The organism is Pantoea agglomerans (genome assembly GCF_021397715.1).
Classification (GTDB): Bacteria; Pseudomonadota; Gammaproteobacteria; order Enterobacterales; family Enterobacteriaceae; genus Pantoea; species Pantoea astica.
The window spans coordinates 3,870,781-3,889,573 of record NZ_CP090207.1 but is presented as its reverse complement, the minus strand read 5'-3'; the positions used below and the strand labels follow the sequence as shown (position 1 = coordinate 3,889,573).

At 58.9% G+C, this 18,793-nt stretch carries 15 protein-coding genes; 9 read left to right on the top strand and 6 right to left on the bottom strand.

Going from position 1 to position 18,793, the window contains the following annotated elements; translation table 11 throughout:
• Positions 1 to 81: 81 nt before the first annotated feature.
• The gene (locus tag LZU96_RS18510) at positions 82 to 1,626 is read left to right on the top strand and encodes a PAS domain-containing methyl-accepting chemotaxis protein (RefSeq protein WP_233985550.1); all 1,545 of its coding nucleotides are present in this window, start codon (positions 82 to 84) and stop codon (positions 1,624 to 1,626) included.
• Here LZU96_RS18510 and LZU96_RS18505 read toward each other — a convergent pair.
• Positions 1,623 to 2,588: an AraC family transcriptional regulator gene (locus LZU96_RS18505; RefSeq protein WP_233985549.1), complete on the bottom strand. Its 966-nt coding sequence runs from the start codon at positions 2,586 to 2,588 to the stop codon at positions 1,623 to 1,625. The two genes, LZU96_RS18510 and LZU96_RS18505, sit on opposite strands and share 4 nt — an antisense overlap.
• 104 nt (positions 2,589 to 2,692) lie before the next feature.
• On the opposite strand from LZU96_RS18505, the gene LZU96_RS18500 reads away from it, so the two are divergent.
• From LZU96_RS18500 to LZU96_RS18490, 3 genes are all read left to right on the top strand, one after another.
• Positions 2,693 to 3,880 (top strand): MFS transporter, encoded by a 1,188-nt coding sequence (locus tag LZU96_RS18500; protein ID WP_233985548.1) that lies wholly within the window; start codon positions 2,693 to 2,695, stop codon positions 3,878 to 3,880.
• Between the two features lie 212 nt (positions 3,881 to 4,092).
• Positions 4,093 to 4,302 carry a DUF1471 domain-containing protein gene (locus LZU96_RS18495; protein WP_233985547.1) on the top strand — a complete coding sequence of 70 codons (210 nt, stop codon included), beginning with the start codon at positions 4,093 to 4,095 and terminating at the stop codon, positions 4,300 to 4,302.
• A gap of 207 nt (positions 4,303 to 4,509) precedes the next feature.
• Positions 4,510 to 5,562 (top strand): YncE family protein, encoded by a 1,053-nt coding sequence (locus LZU96_RS18490; RefSeq protein WP_233985546.1) that lies wholly within the window; start codon positions 4,510 to 4,512, stop codon positions 5,560 to 5,562.
• Positions 5,563 to 5,746: 184 nt separating this feature from the next.
• Here LZU96_RS18490 and sbmA read toward each other — a convergent pair whose 3' ends face one another.
• Positions 5,747 to 6,988 carry a peptide antibiotic transporter SbmA gene (gene sbmA, locus LZU96_RS18485; RefSeq protein WP_233985545.1) on the bottom strand — a complete coding sequence of 414 codons (1,242 nt, stop codon included), beginning with the start codon at positions 6,986 to 6,988 and terminating at the stop codon, positions 5,747 to 5,749.
• Positions 6,989 to 7,262: 274 nt separating this feature from the next.
• Between sbmA and LZU96_RS18480 the strand changes: the two genes are divergently transcribed.
• The 3 genes from LZU96_RS18480 to LZU96_RS18470 are packed head-to-tail and all read left to right on the top strand — an operon-like array spanning position 7,263 to position 11,106.
• A complete protein-coding gene (locus tag LZU96_RS18480; protein WP_233985544.1) occupies positions 7,263 to 7,997 on the top strand; it encodes a gluconate 2-dehydrogenase subunit 3 family protein in 735 nt (244 codons plus the stop codon).
• A 2-nt stretch (positions 7,998 to 7,999) separates the two neighbouring features.
• On the top strand, positions 8,000 to 9,784 hold the full coding sequence (locus tag LZU96_RS18475; RefSeq protein ID WP_233985543.1) for a GMC family oxidoreductase: 1,785 nt from the start codon (positions 8,000 to 8,002) through the stop codon (positions 9,782 to 9,784).
• A gap of 11 nt (positions 9,785 to 9,795) precedes the next feature.
• Positions 9,796 to 11,106 carry a c-type cytochrome gene (locus LZU96_RS18470; protein ID WP_233985542.1) on the top strand — a complete coding sequence of 437 codons (1,311 nt, stop codon included), beginning with the start codon at positions 9,796 to 9,798 and terminating at the stop codon, positions 11,104 to 11,106.
• A 51-nt stretch (positions 11,107 to 11,157) separates the two neighbouring features.
• Here the strand turns inward: LZU96_RS18470 and LZU96_RS18465 are convergent, their stop codons facing one another.
• The 4 genes from LZU96_RS18465 to LZU96_RS18450 all read right to left on the bottom strand — a co-directional run bounded on the left by LZU96_RS18465 (position 11,158) and on the right by LZU96_RS18450 (position 17,186).
• A complete protein-coding gene (locus tag LZU96_RS18465; protein ID WP_233985541.1) occupies positions 11,158 to 12,570 on the bottom strand; it encodes an MFS transporter in 1,413 nt (470 codons plus the stop codon).
• 179 nt (positions 12,571 to 12,749) lie between these two features.
• On the bottom strand, positions 12,750 to 14,267 hold the full coding sequence (abgT, locus tag LZU96_RS18460; RefSeq protein ID WP_233985540.1) for a p-aminobenzoyl-glutamate transporter: 1,518 nt from the start codon (positions 14,265 to 14,267) through the stop codon (positions 12,750 to 12,752).
• 166 nt (positions 14,268 to 14,433) lie between these two features.
• Complete coding sequence (locus tag LZU96_RS18455; RefSeq protein ID WP_233985539.1) at positions 14,434 to 15,876, bottom strand: M20 family metallopeptidase; 1,443 nt, start codon at positions 15,874 to 15,876, stop codon at positions 14,434 to 14,436.
• Positions 15,873 to 17,186 carry an amidohydrolase gene (locus LZU96_RS18450; RefSeq protein ID WP_233985538.1) on the bottom strand — a complete coding sequence of 438 codons (1,314 nt, stop codon included), beginning with the start codon at positions 17,184 to 17,186 and terminating at the stop codon, positions 15,873 to 15,875. Before LZU96_RS18450 ends, LZU96_RS18455 begins: the two co-directional genes overlap by 4 nt.
• A gap of 115 nt (positions 17,187 to 17,301) precedes the next feature.
• Here LZU96_RS18450 and LZU96_RS18445 point away from each other — a divergent pair, with 115 nt between their 5' ends.
• Together LZU96_RS18445 and yjdN are read left to right on the top strand one after the other, a co-directional pair.
• Positions 17,302 to 18,201 (top strand): LysR family transcriptional regulator, encoded by a 900-nt coding sequence (locus LZU96_RS18445; protein ID WP_233985537.1) that lies wholly within the window; start codon positions 17,302 to 17,304, stop codon positions 18,199 to 18,201.
• A 75-nt stretch (positions 18,202 to 18,276) separates the two neighbouring features.
• Positions 18,277 to 18,714 (top strand): VOC family metalloprotein YjdN, encoded by a 438-nt coding sequence (gene yjdN / locus LZU96_RS18440; protein WP_094122193.1) that lies wholly within the window; start codon positions 18,277 to 18,279, stop codon positions 18,712 to 18,714.
• The last annotated feature ends 79 nt before the right edge of the window (positions 18,715 to 18,793 follow it).

Below are 18,793 nucleotides of genomic sequence, written 5' to 3'. Positions count from 1 at the left end.
AATCGTTATTTCTCAACCTGACTTTTTCACACTGGCGTTCATCGGCAGCGTGCAGGAGATGGGTACTCAAGGACTCTTGTGATGCGTAACAACCAGCCTGTCTCCCAGCGTGAATATCTGTTCGACGATCATGCGACCCTGATGTCGACTACCGATCTCAACAGCTACATTACCTATGCCAACGATGCCTTTATCGAAGCGAGTGGATTTACTACCGAAGAGATTAACGGGCAGCCACACAATATGGTGCGTCACCCGGATATGCCGCCTGAGGCCTTTGCCGATATGTGGGCGACGCTGAAACAGGGCGAACCCTGGACGGCACTGGTGAAAAACCGCCGTAAAAATGGCGATCACTACTGGGTGCGTGCCAACGCCATTCCGGTAGTCCGGGACGGCAATGTGCAGGGCTATATGTCGGTGCGCACTAAACCGGGCGTGGAAGAGGTGCGTCAGGCCGAGGCGCTGTATCAGGATTTCCAGGCCGGACGCGCGAAAGGGCGACGTTTCTACAAGGGGCTGGTGGTGCGCAGCGGCTGGCGTCGTCCCGCCTCACTGCTGAAAACGCTACCGCTGCGCTGGCGCATCCGCAGCACGCTACTGACCTTATTGCCGCTGTCGGTGGCGGGTGTCTGGGCGCTGGGCGTCACGCCGACGGCGCTGGGCAGCTTCACCGCAGGCATGGCGGCGCTGCTGGCGCTGTCCAGCCTGTGGCTGGAGCAGCAGATCTCGCGACCTATCGAGCGGATGTGCAAACAGGCGCTGAGCGTGGCGACCGGTGCCAGTCATAAAGTCGAGCAGATGGATCGGGTGGATGAAGTCGGCGTGACGCTGCGCGCCATCGGCCAGCTCGGACTTATGTTCCGCTGGCTGGTCGATGACGTCAGCGGACAGGCAATCAACGTGCTCAGCGCCAGCGATGCCATCGCCCGCAGCAACAATGAACTGAGTCGCCGCACCGAGCAGGCGGCGGCCAACGTGCAGCAGACCGCCGCCACCATGAATGAGATGACCGCGACGGTGAAAAGCAACACCGAAACCGCTCATGAAGTGAACACCCTGTCGTCAGATACCAGCAGCGCGGCGATGAAAGGCGGCGACGTGATGAAAGAGATGATGGAGATGATGGGCGAAATTGCCGACAGCTCAAAGCGTATCGCCAACATTACCAGCGTGATCGACGGCATTGCCTTCCAGACCAATATCCTGGCGCTGAATGCGGCAGTCGAAGCCGCACGCGCTGGCGAACAGGGCAAAGGGTTTGCGGTTGTGGCAGGTGAAGTGCGTAACCTGGCGCAGCGCAGCGCCAAAGCCGCCAGCGAGATTAAAACGCTGGTAGAGACCAGCGCCAGCCGGGTGCAATCCGGCAATGATCACGCCAGCGCGGCCGGCCGGACGATGCAGGATATCGTGTCGCAGGTACAGAACGTCACGGCACTGATTGCGCAGATCAGCGCGGCCACCGCGGAACAGGCGACGGCGTTAAGCGAAGTCAGCAGCGCGGTGGAAGATCTCGACGACATCACCCACCAGAACGCCGCCCGCGTGGCCGAAAGCGCTGAAGCCTCCGGTCGGATGACGCATCAGGCTAACCGCCTCGTCGAGGCGATCAGCGTCTTTCGCTAAGAGGCCAGCGCCTGGGCGCTCTCGCGTCCGGCCCGCAGCGCGCCAGGCGACTGACCGACAATGCGCTTAAAGGCGCGACTGAAGGCGGCAATCGAGCCGTAGCCGAGATGAAAGGCGACGGCTTCCACCGCTTCACCGTTATTCACAATGCGCTGCACTGCCAGCCGCATCCGCAGTTCGGTCAGGTAACGCAGCGGCGTCATGCTGGTGGCGTTCAGAAAGCGTTCGGCAAATACCGAGCGTGAGCAGCCCGCCACGCGCGCCAGCCGCGCTACCGTCCAGTTTTCACCCGGTTCGCGGTGCATGGCCGCAATGGCCTGGCTGAGCCGCGGGTCGCGCATCGCCTGTACCAGTCCGCTACTTTTGCCGCAGCCGTTTTCCACCCAGCCGCGCACAATCAGCGCCGCCACCACGTCAGCCAGCCGCGAAAGAATGCCAGCGAAGCCCGCCTGACGGGTCCGCGACTCGCGCTCCATCGCTTCCAGAATCGGCCGGATCTCCGGGTATTGCGACAGCAGCGTGCTGACCAGCATCACATCCGGCATGGTATTGATCAGCGGCTGCATCCCTCCGAGTTCAAACGCCATACAGGCGCTGAACAGCAGCACGCTATGCTCATCGTCGCAGGCATCGGCTGGCGCATTAATGGCGCAGACGCTGTCGCAGATCGGCTTGCTGGTCATATTGGCGATGCACTGACAATCCGCTTCTTCGCTGGAGATCAGGCTGTGCGGTTTACCGTGCGGCACCAGCAACGCATCGCCGCTGTTAAGCTGAAACACCTCGCCTGAGGCACTGCGCACCAGCAGCGAACCGCGTCCGACAAAGTGAAACTGCGCCCGGCCTGGCGAATTGTCGAAGCGCAACCCAAACGGGGCGCTGACGGCGATGCGCTGATAGTTCACGCCGTACAGCCGCATTCCCATCAGCAGTTCACTGGTCAGATCTTCATAATGGCTCATGTGAATCCAGACGAATTATCAAAAATGACGGTGTAAGCATCATAGATCGTCTTGCGTCTGCCCTCTATGCTCACACTTACTTTTTTTCTATCCGGAGAAGCAGCATGAGTCTGACAACCGAAGTGGCTGATGAGGTTTCCTCGCCCGCCCGTCCCGCGTGGGGCGCGGTATTTGCTATGGCGTTTGGCGTATTCAGCCTGATCACCGCCGAATTTTTACCGGTCAGTTTACTGACGCCAATGGCCCACAGCCTTGGCGTCTCCGAAGGCCAGGCGGGCCAGACTGTTACCATCACCGCGCTGGTCGCGCTGTTTACCAGTCTGATCACCGCCAGCGTCACCCGACGGATTGACCGCCGCATCGTGATGCTGGTGTTTTCGCTGCTGCTGATCGCTTCAGCGCTGATGGTAGCGCTGGCTGGCAGCCTGACGACAATCCTGCTGGCGCGCGTGCTGCTGGGAATGGCGATCGGTGGCTTCTGGACGTTATCAACCGCCATTACCATGCGGCTGGTGCCGGCCGATCAGGTGCCACGCGCGTTATCGATTGTCTTTAGCGGCATCTCGCTGGCGACAATCATTGCAACGCCGCTCGGCAGTTACCTCGGTGGGCTGGTCGGCTGGCGTAACATCTTTATGCTGACCGCCGGATTAGGCGCGGTGGCGCTGCTGTGGCAGTTCTTTACCCTGCCCGCGATGCCGCTAGAGAACAAAACGCGCAGCGGCGGGGTACTGGATCTGCTGCGTATCGGGGTGATGCGCTGGGGTATGCTGGCCGTCATTATGATGTTTACCGGTCACTTCGCCTTCTTTACCTATCTGCGCCCGTTCCTGGAAAGCGTTGCCCAACTGAATCTCAACCAGCTGTCGCTGGCGTTGCTGGCCTTTGGCGTGGCGAACTTTTTTGGCACCTCGCTGGCCGGTTATCTGGTGACCCGCAGCGTATCGCTGACCCTGAGCGGCATGGCGCTGCTGATGAGCCTCACCGCGCTGCTGCTGGTGAGCTTCGGCGACGTCAGCTGGCTGGTAGGCGTCGGGGTGGCGGTATGGGGCATGGCGTTTGGTTCGATGCCGACCGGCTGGTCAACCTGGATTTCACGTGCCGTGCCGGACGATGCCGAATCGGGCGGCGGCTTACTGGTGGCAACCATCCAGCTGGCGATCACCGTTGGGGCAGCGGCAGGCGGCTGGATGTTTGACCTGCGCGGCGCAGGCGGTGTGTTCCTCGCCAGCGGGGGACTGATGCTGCTGGCGGCGCTGACTATCTTCACCCGGGTACGGCATCACGGTTAAATCGAGCAAGGCAGCCATTTATGCTGCCTTTTTTTCTGAGTGTGGATTATTAACCTTTTGAGCGATAACTATACAAGACGTGCTTTTTATCATCAGTTTTATTGAATGAGTTAAGCAAAAGTCTCCGCTTTTTACTGATCAAGATCCGGTCTAGTATATCTATCAACAAGGCAGCACGCCTTACCTGATAAAACTTAATCGAGGAATTGACCATGAAATCTATCAAAACTTTTGCAGCAGTTATCGCGCTTTCTGTTCTGCCATTCGCCAGTTTCGCCCAGTCTGTGACCGCTATCGACTCTACGCTTGATGGCGCTGAAGCGAAAATTGCTGCTCAGGCGCAGGAACAAGGTGCTTCATATAAAATCACCGAAGCCTACACCAATAACGGCGTTCACATGACCGCTGAACTGCTGAAATAAGCCACGCTTTATCCGCTTATGCTGACAGGACGCCACCCGGCGTCCTGGCGGCGTTTGCCGCTCATCCATAATAATCCTGTCTCTTTCCCCCCGAAATAATTATTATTCTCAAAAACAAACTCATCTGATCCCGGATCAGAGACTTTCTGGTTGCAATGTCGGGCTTTCTTTTCACCGCGTCTGCGGTGAATTAACTATGGAGAAGTTATGAAAGCGTTAATCAAAACCCGCTGGGCGCTGCGTCCTCTGGTGCTGGCAACCGCGCTGTTTTCTGCGTCAGGATTAGTGACGGCGCAGGCAGACGATATCAATCAGCCGATCGGCAAAGGCGTATATGAACTGGCCGTCAGCCCAAAAGATAACGCGCTGTTTGTGGCCTCATCGCAGAACAGCAGCGGTAACGGCGGCACGGTGTTTCGTCTCGATCCCACCACGCTGGCGGTGCAGCAGTCGATCAATACCGAACTGAAGGCGTTTGGCGCGGCGATCAATCCGCAGACAAATGTGCTTTACGTCGGCAATACCGTTGAGGGTTCGCTGACCGCCATCGATGCCAGCAGCGGAAAAGTGCTGAACACTCTGGTACTGGATAGCCGTAAGCGCAGTGAAACGGTGCGTCCGCTGCAGCCGCGACAGGTGGCGGTCGATGTCAAAACCAATCGCGTCTATGTTACCGGTCTGGGACCGCAGAGCGTGGTCTGGGTGGTGGATGGCAGTACGCTGCAACTGATTAGTACCGTGCCAGATACCGGCAAGATGGGAACCGGCCTGGCGGTCGATTCGGCGGCGCAGAAAGTCTACGTGACCAACGGCGACGGTGAACTGGTCACCATCAACGCCCGCACCAATGCCGTGGAGAAAAAGCAGAAGATCGATGGCGATAAAGCGCACTTTTTCCTGAACATTGCGCTGGATACGCGCGGTCAGCGAGCCTTCCTCAGCGATTCGAAGCAGGCGCAGGTGCTGGTGGTGGATCTGCGTAATCAGCAGGTGATCCAGCGGATCGCTGTGCCGGAGTCGCTGGCGGTGCTGTTCAATCCGGATCGTAATGAGCTCTATGTCACCCATCGTAAAGCGGGTGAAGTCAGCATCATTGATGCCAGCAGTTACAGCGTGAAGCGCAGCGTGAAAACCCCCGGTTTACCCAACAGCCTGGCGCTCTCTGCTGACGGCAAAGCGTTGTATGTCAGCGTGAAGCAACCGGGTTCGCGTAAAGCGCCGCCAAAAGATCCTGACAGCGTAATGCGTATTGCACTGTAAAAGGTGATCGCCGCTTATCGGCACGGGCGAGCCGTTTAACTCCGGCGTTGTGTACTCTGAAGCCACTCTGACGAGTGGCTTTTTGCTGTAAAAAAGCCCGCTGACGCGGGCCGGGAGCTGAGGTCATTTCCGACCGAGGCGGGAAGCCGATCACGCTAGCTACAGTGTCGCTATCCTTAATCGATCAGACCTCTTCTGACGCTTCGCGCATCATCTCATCGTGTGGGATATCATCCAGAATCTGCTCAAAACTGCGCAGACGCTTGTAGATCGACATCAGTTCAACCAGCGTTGACCATGAGGCGATCAGGTACTGGAACGAACCGCGCACCTGGTCAAACACGTTGGTGATCTGGTTCAGCAGGCCCAGCGTAATGGTGCCCGCCACAATCGACGGAAACAGCAGGAACAGGCCAAACACGTTATCAACCTGCAGATAGAGAATGCGGGTGATGTTGAAGTAGAGATAGTGAAAGTAGAGGCGGAAGTAGTTGAACCGCACCCGACCAAACAGCTCCTGCACCGTCTGCGGCCGGGCACGGTCCGCATTATCCTCGCCATACACCAGCTCTTTACGGTAAGCCGCTTCCACCCGCTGATTACGAAACTCCAGGCCTGGCAGTTTAATCCCGACTATCGCCAGTAATCCGGTGCCAAACACCGACCACAGCACGGCGGCAATCACCAGCGCATAAGGAATATTGCCAAGGAAGGGCACATCTTTAACGTGGTGTGATAGCGCCACCAGCACCGGCAAAAAGGCCACCAGGGTCATGATCGCCTGAATAAAACTGACGCCCCAGTCTTCCAGCGTGGAGGCAAACCGCATGGTGTCTTCCTGTACACGCTGCGCCGCACCTTCAACGTGACGCAGTCGCTGCCAGTTGTGCATGTAGTAATTGTTCATGGCGGTACGCCAGCGGAAAACCCAGTGGCTGATAAAGAAGGAATTAAGGACTCCAATCACCACCGCAATCAGCGCGATGCCGAGAAATGCGCGTACTTCGTGGTAAAACTCGACGATCTGCACCGATCCTGCTTTTGTCAGCGCCTTCTGAATCAGATCGTAAAACGGGCCATACCAGGCGTTGACCGCTACGCCGACCTGCACCCCAAACCAGGTGACAAAGATAATCAGCGCCGAACCCCAGACTGACCAGCGCTGCCACGGATGATTATCAATCAGCCGCCAGGCGAGGGCAAAAATGGCCACCATTACCCAGTAATAGAGATAAAACCACAGCTGGCTGGCGGCGATAAACCGTGCGGCAGTGGTTGGCAAAGGTTGTTTCATGGCGGCTTCGAATGTTGGCCACATACCGGGCAGGTGCGCGGCAAAGCCGAACCAGGCAAAAATCGCTAATAAGCTCCAGATGGCCGCTGAGCTGAAAAACAGCGCTGGCCGCGGGAAAAAAGACTTAAACATAGGCACTCCGCTGTTGTGTGTTGCCTGTTATAACGTTTTGCCTGCCTGATGTCTGTAGTCTGTTGTTTCTGCTGATGACAGTAAGGGGATAGATGTTAATGAAATTGTGCGGTTTTGTTTCCAGAGGCTAAATCTTTCTCGACAGCAGTGTTACACTAGCGCCCATTGTTACCGGTAACAATCAAGCTGTAACCCTGAATCCGCTAATAAAAACCATAACAACGCAACCATTTACCCTTTCATACCGCCTGAATGGCGGGAATGAGGCAATGTCATGTCAGAACAAAAAAAGGGTCATTCACGCAGGGATTTTTTGCTGAAGACTATTACCCTGGCGCCAGCAATGGCGGTAGGCACCACGGCGATGGGCGCACTGTCGCTGCCGCTGGCGGCACAGGCGGCTGAGGCCCCGGCCGCACCGCAACAGGCGCGTGACTACCAGCCAGCCTGGTTCACCGCCGAAGAATTTGCGTTTATCACCGCCGCCGTTGCGCGCCTGATCCCAAACGATGAACGCGGTCCTGGCGCGCTGGAGGCGGGCGTACCTGAGTTCATCGATCGTCAGATGAACACCCCGTACGCCACCGGCTCCAACTGGTATATGCAGGGACCGTTTAATCCCGACCTGCCCAAAGAGCTGGGCTACCAGCTGCCGCTGGTACCGCAGCAGATCTATCGCCTCGGCATTGCCGACGCCGATCATTTCAGCCAACAGCAGCATGGCAAGGCGTTCGCGCAGCTGAGCGGCGAACAGCAGGATGCCTTACTGCAGGCGATGGAAAGCGGCAGCGCGCAGTTCAGCCAGCTACCGGCCAAAACTTTCTTTGCGTTCCTGCTGCAAAACACCCGCGAAGGCTTCTTCAGCGATCCCATCCACGGCGGCAATCAGGGGATGGTGGGCTGGAAGCTGATCAACTTCCCTGGCGCACGCGCCGACTTTATGGACTGGGTAGAGCGCGGTGAACGTTATCCGTTCCCGTCAGTGTCAATTCGCGGGGAGAGAGCGTAAGCATGGCAAACGAAATGAAAAAAGTGGATGCGGTAATTGTCGGCTTCGGCTGGGCAGGCGCGATCATGGCGAAAGAGCTGACCGAGGCGGGCCTCAACGTGCTGGCGCTGGAGCGCGGACCGCATCGCGATACCTATCCTGACGGCGCGTATCCGCAGTCAATTGACGAGCTGACCTATAACGTTCGCAAAAAACTGTTCCAGGATCTCTCTAAAAGCACCGTCACCATCCGTCATGATGCTTCGCAGACTGCGGTGCCTTATCGCCAGCTGGCGGCGTTTCTGCCGGGTACCGGCACCGGCGGCGCAGGCCTGCACTGGTCCGGCGTCCATTTCCGCGTTGATCCGATTGAGCTGCAGATGCGCAGCCATTACGAAGAGCGCTACGGCAAAAACTTCATTCCGGAAGGCATGACGATTCAGGACTTCGGCGTCAGCTATGACGAACTGGAGCCCTTCTTCGACAAGGCGGAAAAGGTGTTTGGTACTTCAGGCAGCGCCTGGAGCATCAAAGGCAAAGTGGTGGGGAAAGAGAAGGGCGGTAACCCGTTTGCGCCCGATCGCTCAGATAACTTCCCGCTGCCCGCGCAGAAGCGCACTTATTCGGCGCAGCTGTTCGCCCAGGCGGCGGAATCAGTGGGCTATCATCCTTACGATCTGCCGTCTGCGAATACCTCAGGTCCTTACACCAATCCCTACGGCGCACAGATGGGACCGTGCAACTTCTGCGGTTTCTGCAGTGGCTATGCCTGCTACATGTATTCCAAAGCCTCGCCGAACGTCAATATTCTGCCCGCGCTGCGCCAGGAGCCGAAGTTTGAGCTGCGCAACAACGCTTACGTGCTGCGCGTTAACCTCACCGACGACAAAAAGCGCGCCACCGGCGTGACCTATGTGGATGGCCAGGGCCGTGAGCAGGTGCAGCCGGCAGATCTGGTGATCCTCTCCGCCTTCCAGTTCCACAACGTGCACCTGATGCTGCTGTCGGGCATCGGCAAGCCTTACAACCCGATCACCAACGAAGGCACCGTCGGTCGTAACTTCGCCTATCAGAACCTCTCGACGCTGAAGGCGCTGTTCGACAAAAATACCACCACCAACCCGTTTATCGGTGCGGGTGGCGCGGGCGTCGGGATTGATGATTTCAATGCTGATAACTTCGATCACGGCCCGCATGGCTTTGTCGGCGGATCGCCATTCTGGGTCAACCAGGCGGGCACCAAACCGGTCTCTGGCCTGCCGGTGCCAACGGGCACGCCAAACTGGGGCAGCCAGTGGAAAGCCGCCGTGGCCGACACCTATACCCATCATCTGTCGATGGATGCCCACGGTGCGCACCAGTCCTATCGCGTGAACTACCTCGATCTCGATCCGAACTACAAAGACGCCTATGGTCAGCCGCTGCTGCGCATGACTTTCGACTGGCAGGAGAACGACATCAAAATGGCGCAGTTCATGGTCGGCAAGATGCATAAAATCGCCGAAGCGATGAACCCGAAAATGATCATCGGCGGCGCGAAAAAGCCGGGTGCCCATTTTGATTCCACCGTCTATCAGACCACCCACATCAGCGGTGGCGCGATCATGGGCGAGGACCCGAAAACCAGCGCGGTCAACCGCTATCTGCAGAGCTGGGATGTGCCAAATGTGTTCGTGCCAGGCGCTTCCGCCTTCCCGCAGGGACTGGGCTACAACCCGACCGGCATGGTGGCGGCGCTGACATACTGGTCAGCCAGAGCGATTCGTGAGCAGTACCTGAAAAGCCCAGGTCCACTGGTGCAGGCATAAGGAACATGGCGATGAAAAATGGCATTCTGGCCCTGATTCTGGGCACCCTGACCTTCGCCGCGCTGGCGGATGACAACCGTGACGAGCTGGTGAAGCGGGGCGAGTATCTGGCGCGAGCCGGTGACTGTGTGGCCTGCCACACCGCGAAAGACGGTGCGGCGTTTGCCGGCGGCCTGCCGATGGCGACGCCGATTGGCACAATCTACTCCACCAATATCACGCCCGATGCGGCGACCGGCATTGGCGACTACAGCTACGATGACTTTCAGAAGGCGGTCCGTCACGGCGTGGCGAAAAATGGCGATACGCTCTATCCGGCGATGCCGTTTCCCTCTTACGCGGTGGTCAGCGATGAGGACATGAAGGCGCTGTATGCTTACTTCATGCACGGCGTGGCGGCGGTGAAGCAGCCGAATAAAGAGAGTGACATTCCGTGGCCGCTGTCGATGCGCTGGCCGCTGGCGATCTGGCGTACGGTATTTGCGCCGGAAGTGAAGGCGTTCCAGCCTGCCGCACAGGAAGACCCGGTGCTGGCGCGCGGTCGCTACCTGGTCGAAGGGCTGGGCCACTGTGGTGCCTGCCACACGCCGCGTAGCGTCACCATGCAGGAAAAAGCGCTGAACAACGAGGAAGGTCACGACTATCTGGCTGGCAGCAGCGCGCCGATTGATGGCTGGACCGCCAGCAACCTGCGCGGCGATAACCGTGACGGCCTGGGCCGCTGGAGTGAAGAGGATCTGCGTCAGTTCCTGCGCTATGGCCGCAACGATCAGACCGCCGCCTTTGGTGGCATGACCGAGGTGGTGGAGCACAGTCTGCAGCATCTGAGCGACGCCGATATCACCGCCATTGCGCGCTATCTGAAGTCGCTAGGTGCGAAAGATCCGCACCAGACGGTCTTCAGCGTCGATGACGCCACCGCCAAAGCGTTGTGGAAAGGCGATGACAGCGCGACCGGCGCATCGGTCTATGTCGACAGCTGTGCCGCCTGCCATAAAACCGACGGCAGCGGCTATCAGCGCTTCTTCCCGGCGCTGCGTGGCAATCCGGTGGTACAGGCCGATGATCCGACCTCGCTGATCCATATCGTGCTGGTGGGCGGTCAGCTGCCTGGCGTGAAGGGCGCACCGTCGACCATTACCATGCCGGCGTTCGGCTGGCGTCTGAACGATCAGCAGGTTGCCGATGTGGTGAACTTCGTGCGCAACAGCTGGGGCAACAAAGCGTCTGAACCGGTCAGCGCAAAGCAGGTCGCTGAGCTGCGTAAAGATGAGAAAGATCGCCTGGGCAGCGCCGATATCCGGGTGCTGGAAGGTAAGTAAACTGCCATAAAGCGGGCCGGTACCCTGGCGGTACCGGCCGCTTCTTTTCTGCTAGATATTCTCCAGATCGATCCCGCGGGTCTTAGGTCCGTACAAGCCCACCGACAGCATCACAATCAACATGCTCAGTACGATAAAGGCGATCACGCCTGGCGTACCGGCGTACTGCAAAATCACACCGATCAGAATACTGCTGAACACCGTAGAGAGACGGCTGAACGAATAGCAGAAGCCAACGGCACGGGCGCGAATGTGGGTCGGGAAAATCTCGGTCTGATAGGCGTGATAGCTGAAGGTCAGCCAGGCGTTAGACCAGGTGATAAGGAAACCACAGGCGATCAGCATCAGCGGCTGGGTCTGAAAGGCAAACAGCGTGCCGAACACCACGGTCATCAGCGATGACAACACGATCTGCCATTTATTCTCCAGCTTATCCGCGTAGCGGCTGGAGATCAGCGAACCGAGCGGATAGGCCAGCGTGATAAAAAAGGCATACAGCAAACTGTGGGTCACCGTGGTGCCGCTGCCCGACAGCAGCGCAGGCAGCCAGTTACCAAAACCAAAGAAGCCGATCGCCTGGAAGAAGTTCATCACCACCAGCATCAGGGTGCGCTGGCGGTATGCGGGTGACCAGATTTCACGGAAACGCCCCCGTTTTGGCAGCTGTGCGGCGGCGTCATCGGGCGGAAAGGGCGCGCCTGGCGTCAGGCCGCAGCGTTGTTCCATGGTAGAAAGCACCTGGTGTGCCTGTTGATGACGGCCCTGCTGTGCCAGCCAGCGCGCCGATTCCGGCAGGTTTTTGCGAATCAACCAGATCACCAGCGAACAGACCGCACCGGCGATCACCACCCAGCGCCAGCCTTCGAGGCTGAGAAGCGTTTGTGGCACCAGCCACCAGGAGATCAGTGCCACGGCGGGCACCGACAGAAACTGTACAAAAAAGGCGAAGGCGAACGCCCGGCTGCGCAGATGACTGGGCACCCATTCCGACAGATAGGTATCGATGGTTACCAGCTCGACGCCGAGGCCGATACCCACCAGCAGGCGGAACAGGATAATCATCTCTGCGCTCTGCTGAAACGCCATCAGCAGTGAAAACAGGCCGTACCACAACAGCGCGCACATAAAAGTCAGACGGCGGCCAAAGCGGTCGGCGTAAGGAGCCAGCAGGCTGGCACCGATAAACAGACCGAGAAAGGTGGCAGAAGCAAACGCCGCCTGATCGGAGAATCCGAACACGCCAGCGCCGCCGGTGTGAAACAGTCCGTCCGCCAGCAGACCGGAGCTGATATAGCCGGTTTCAAACAGATCGTAGAGTTCGAAAAAGCCGCCCAGCGCCAGCAGGGTGATAAAGCGCCATAATCCGGCGGACGAGGGCAGGGCATCAATACGGCCAGCTAAGCTGAAACGGGAGGCCGATGCGGCAGGCATCGGCGTGATCCCGGTGGTAACGGTGGTTGTCATGTCGGGGCAGACCTCGGGCAGTGTTTGCAGGAATCGCAGGGCTGATGCTTATTAAAATAGTTAACCCTTAGCACGCGAAGAAATAGCAGAATAATCAATTCGCCTGCGGTTGCCGAGAGGCATGTTGGTGAGTTTTTAGCAACGTACGTTGCACTTTTTGCCGTCCGTGGCGTTGTGCATTACGGCAGATGCGGCCAGATGCCCGGTCCGATCGGCAGTCCCAGCCAGTACCACACCACCAGCAGCGCAATCCAGCTGATAAAGAACACCAGCGGATAGGGGAAGATCAGCACGTAGTAGGTGCCGAGCTGCGCATCTTTCTGGTAGCGCTGCAAAAAGGCGAGGAACAGCGGCAGGAACGGCGACATCGGCGCCAGCGGCAGCACCGCCGAGTCGGCGATACGGAAAATCATCTGCGCAAAGGCGGGATGAAAGCCGAGCAGCATAAACATCGGCACAAACACCGGCGCCAGAATCGACCAGATCGCCGAGCCGCTGGCGATAAACATGCAGAGAAACGCCGACAGGAACATCAGCCCGAGAAAGGCGGGTGCGCCGCTTACGCCGGCACTCTCCAGCACGTCGGTCAGGCCGATCGCCATAAACTTGCCCATGTTGCTCCAGTTAAAGAACGCCACGAACTGCGACAGCGGAAACACCATTACAATAAACCCCGCCATCCCTTTCATCGGATCGACCAGCAGCTGCGGAATATCATCCGGACGGCGGATCTGGCGGGTCACCACGCCATAGGCAATCGCCACCACAAAGAAGAACAGAATGATGATCGGCACAATACCCTGAATAAACGGCGAGGGAATAATGGCCCCGCTGGTGGGGTTACGCAGCGGCGCATTCTCCGGTATCACCAGCAGCGCCATCAGGGCGATAAACAGCAGGGCGGCAATCCCGGCGGCGCGCAGGCCGCGGTTCTCCAGCGGCGTAAGAGCCGCCAGTTTTTCGCCGCTGCCCTGCCACTGTGGCAGGCGCGGCTCAACAAATTTATCGGTCAGCAGCGCTCCGACAAGGGTCAGCACAATCACCGAGGTCGCCATAAAAAACCAGTTATCGATGACGCTGACGTGCACCGTGTCGCTGACCGCTTTGGCTGCTTCGGTACTGATGCCGGAAAGCAGCACGTCGGTGGTAACGATCAGCAGGTTGGCGGTAAAGCCGGAGGCCACACCGGCAATCGCCGCCAGCAGTCCGGCCACCGGATGACGGCCGACCGCCAGGAAGATCAGCGCGCCCAGCGGCGGCATCACCACCAGCGCCGCATCGGAAGAGATATGGCTGAAAAAGGCGATAAACAGCACCATGTAGCTGGCGTAGCGGCGGTTGACGCGCGACGCCATCTTCACCATCAGCGACTGCAGTAAGCCGACTTTTTCCGCCAGACCGGCACCAATCACCAGCGCCAGAATCGATCCCAGCGGGGTAAAACTGCTGAAGTTTTTGATGATGTTGGGCAATATCCACTGAATGCCGGCGACGCTCAGCAGGTTATTAACCCGCACTATTTCGCCGTTGCTGGGGTTTTTAACCGCCAGATCCAGCGCACTGATAATGGCGGTGGCGATCATCAGCACCACAATCAAATAGACAAACAGTAAAAAGGGATTAGGAACTTTATTTCCCACCCGCTCAACCCAGCTAAAAAGTCGCCCAGGGCTGCGGTTCTCTGATGTTGCTTCCATAGTTTCTGGTCTCGTCTTGTGTCCCGTCATCCGGGTGCGCGTTCGCTGACGCCGGTCGTTGAGTGAGACGTCCGGCGATAGGTTACAAACGGCACGCCGGAATCCGGGAAGGTGTTTGCAATCATATTTTTTTATAGCGGTCCGCGCCGGTGACGCGGCCGTTGGCTCATTCGGCCAGTTTTGTCGGTGTGATCCCCGCCGGGATCGGGCAGTGATAAGGCTGTGAGGCGCGCACCCGATCGAACTCCGCCTGACAACGGGCCAGCGCCGCCGAATCCTGCAACAGCGTGACGACGGTGGCGGCCATCACTTTGCCAGCCAGAAACATCCCCTTATGCGCGATGCTGGTGCGACCCTGCGCCACCAGCTGCCAGGTATGCAGCGGCGTACCGAAGGTGAAGCAGGGCGCAAAGCACTGCGCGGTCGGCGTCACCCAGCTCACATCCCCGACATCCGTTGAGCCATACAGCAGCTCGCGCGTCACGGCATAAGGCGCTACCTGATCCATAAACAGCCGGTCACCCAGTTGCTCAACCCAGGCCTGGCCTGCTTCGCCGCCGGTTCGGGCTGCGTTGAGCCGCGCATTGCGCAGATCGTCGTCGGTCAGGGTGGCGCGTATCTCTGCCGCGAACGCTCGCTCCTCATCGCTGTAATCGGGCAGACCAAACTGATGCAAATAACGCTCCATCACGGCTTCCAGCGCGCGATTGGGCACGTAGTCAGAGCAGGCTTTGTCAAAACGCACCGTCAGGGTGGTGTCGGTCATCAGCGCCGCGCCGCGGGCGATATTGATCACCCGCTGGTAAATATCCTGCGCCTGCTGCAGTTCCGGCGCGCGGATCAGGTAGAGCACTTCCGCGTCGGCCTGTACCACATTCGGCGAGACGCCGCCGCTGTTAGTCACCGCATAGTGCAGCCGTGCTTCCTGCACGATGTGCTCACGCAGAAAATTGGCACCGGTGTTCATCAGGGTGACCGCATCCAGTGCGCTGCGACCGAGGTGCGGTGAGTTAGCGGCATGTGCCGCGACGCCTTTGAAGCTGAATGCCGCCTGGATATTGGCGAGCGTGCGCAGATTAAACATCCCGCTGAAGCCTTCGGGATGCCAGGTCACCGCGGCATCGACATCATCAAACAGCCCTTCACGCACCATAAAGGTTTTGCCGGAGCCGCCTTCTTCACCGGGACAGCCGTAAAAGCGCACCGTTCCGCCGGTATGATGGTGTTGCATCCAGGCTTTCACCGCACTGGCTGCCGCCACGCCTGCGGTACCGAGCAGGTTATGGCCGCAGCCGTGACCGTTGCCGTTGGCCTCCAGCGGTTGCGGGCGGGCGCATCCCGCCTGCTGGCTCAGGCCCGCCAGCGCATCAAACTCGCCAAGGATGGCAATCACCGGTTTACCGCTGCCGAAGCTGGCAATAAAGGCGGTATCCAGGCCGCCCACGCCGCGTTCTACCGTGAAGCCCTCCTCCGCCAGCGCATCGGCCAGCAGCGCGCAGGAGCGGGTCTCGGCAAAGCGGGTCTCCGGCGTATCCCAGATGGCGTCGCTGAGTGCGCTGAAGCGCGCCTGATGACGGTCGATATAATCAGCAATGAACGCTTCCATCATCGGTCTCCGTCAAACTGCGCCTGATTCAGCGCCAGGGTTGCCAGCATCGCGATCGCCACGGGCATCACCTGCTCATCAAAGTCGAACTTCGCGTTATGGTGACCCGCCGCCAGATCGCAGCCGAAGATGGCATACGAAGCCTGCCCGCCGCGTTGCTTCACCCGCTCCATCATGTAAGTGGCATCTTCCGATCCGGCCGCCTGAGCCTTACGATCGACCACCGAATCGAAGATGCCGAGCGCCTCTGCCTGCTGATGGATAAAATCGACCCACGGCTGGGTTGGGGTGCAGCTGCGGGCGGCCCCCATCAGCGTGACCTGGTGCTCAACGCCATACATCGCCGCCGCGCCAGCGATGACCCGCAGCGCCTGCTGGTAGATGTCATCGTTAACCTGATTGGTGACGCCGCGGGTTTCGACTTTCAGCAGCGCACAGTCGGGCACCACGTTACGTCCGGTACCGGCCTGCAGTACGCCAACGTTGACGCGCGCCACACCGCCGCTGTGCTGGGTAAGACCGTGCAGCGCCAGCGTTGCCTGAGCCGCCGCCAGCAGGGCATTGCGGCCCTCTTCCGGTCGGCCACCGGCATGCGCGCCGACGCCGGTGAAATTGACGTCGAGTTTGGTGGTGGCGAGGAAACTGTCGCTGCCACACACCAGCTCACCCGCTGGCACGCCGGTGCCGAGATGGATAGCGGTAAACAGATCAACATCATCCACCACGCCAGCCGCCACCATCGCTCTGGCACCGCGAACCCCCTCTTCGGCGGGCTGGAAAATGAGTTTAATCGTGCCGCTCAGCTGATCTTTCATCGCCATCAGCACCGAGGCGAGGCCGAGGCCGATGGTAGTGTGGCCGTCGTGTCCGCAGGCGTGCATCATGCCGGGATTGCAGGAGGCGAAGCCTTCACGCTGTGGCAGGTGATCTTCCGCCTGACTCTCATTGAGATCGAGCGCGTCCATATCGACCCGGAAGCCGATCACCGGGCCGGGACGACCGGTTTCCAGCGTGGCAACGATGCCGCAAAACCCACCGGAGAAGTGGCTGATCCACTGCGGTAACGCGCCCTGCTGCAGCGCCCGGGCTTCCTGCTGCTGCAGCACGGTCTCGCTGGGTAAGCCCATACGCGCATCGGCGTCGATCACCTCACGGCCCAGTTGCAGGTGATAACCCAGCTTGTGCAGCTCGTCGGCGACCCGCGTGGCGGTACGGAACTCCAGCCAGCCAGATTCCGCGTAATGATGGAACTCCCGGCGCCAGCTTTTGAGCTGCGCCAGCCGGGCGCTGATAAGGTCGGAAAGGGTATTCATCGGCACTGTCCTTACTGTTGGTTTTTTACGCACTGCCTCGAATCTACACAATGGTATTAGCCGGCATAAGATGCGAATATCTTGTGACTGATAAACAACGGTTATCACAAAAACTATGACTGCCAACCTTAAACTTCATCAGCTGCGCGCCTTTGTTGACGTGGCACGCCAGGGCAGCATCCGGGCAGCAAGCCGTCTTTCCGGGCTTTCGCAGCCGGCATTAACCAAAGCGATTCAGGAACTGGAGCGTGAACTCGGTGCCCGGTTGTTTATCCGCCGTCAGCAGGGCGTGGTCTTAACCGATATCGGTGATAACTTTTTTCGACATGCCAGTCTGGTGCTGGCGGAGTTGCGGGTGGCGCAGGAGGATATCCAGCAGCGGCTGGGGCTGGGCGGCGGGCAGGTGAACATCGGCGTCGGCGGCAGCGTGGCGCGCACCATCATGCCGCAGGTGATTAACCAGTTTCATCGTGAATACCCGCTGGTGAAGGTGCGCATCGTAGAAGGGCAACTGGTGTCGATGGTGCATGAGTTGCGGCAGGGCGCGCTTGATTTCACCATCAATACCTACGATCAAAGTCATCTCGATCAGGAGCTGATGTATGAGCGAATGATGGAGCGCGAGTACAAAGTGGTGGTGCGCAAGGGCCATCCGCTGGAGAAGGCCCGCTCGCTGGCCGAGTTGCAGCAGGCGGACTGGACCATGCCGACGCCCAAGGGCAGCTACTATCGCTTACTGCACGATCTGTTTGACGAGCGCGGCATGGCACCCAAAATTGTGGTGACCTGCGAAACCTTTATGGCCTGTACCAGCCTGGTGGCGCAAAGCGATTTCATCAGTATTTTATCGGTGGATGTGATCGACGATCCGATTCTCGGCCGCTCGCTGGTGGCGCTGTCGCTGGACGAACCGCTGCCGAAAGCGATCTTTTATCTGATTCAGCGTAAGGATACCGCGCTGACGCCGATGAGCAGTTATATGGCGCAGTTATTTCGTCGTTATTGCCAGCGCTGACGGGTAGCGTTCTCTCATCGTCTACACTTGGTGTATTCGCGTAAATGTGAGTTCAACCCACAATCGGAGGTGACGATGCAAGTCTGTCCATATCTGTTTCTCTATGGTCGCTGTGAAGAGGCAATCGAGTTTTACCTGCAGGCCACAGGCGGGAAACTGCTGGAGAAAATGACCTTTGGCGATATGCCAGAGCAGGGCGAGCAGGTAGGCGATCAATCTGCGCCGCCGCAGCCGCCGGAAAAAATCATGCACGCGCATCTGCGTATCGGTCAGGGAGAGTTGATGCTGAGCGACGGTAACACGCAGAAGCCGCCGGCCTCGGATCACGCCGGCTATGCGGTCAGCCTCGCTACCACGGATGCAGAGCAGGGCAAAACCTGGTTTGAAAAACTGTCCGTGGGCGGCAAAGTGACGACCCCGTGGCAGGAGACGTTCTGGTCAAATGGATTTGCGATGTTTATCGATCAGTTCGGCATTCCGTGGCGCATCAACGTGGTGAAGCCGCAGGAATAAAGCAGGATGCGGGATCGGCGCCGGTGACAGCGGCGCCGTTTTAGGGTCGCCTGAGCACGGCCAGCCTTGCAGCCAGCCG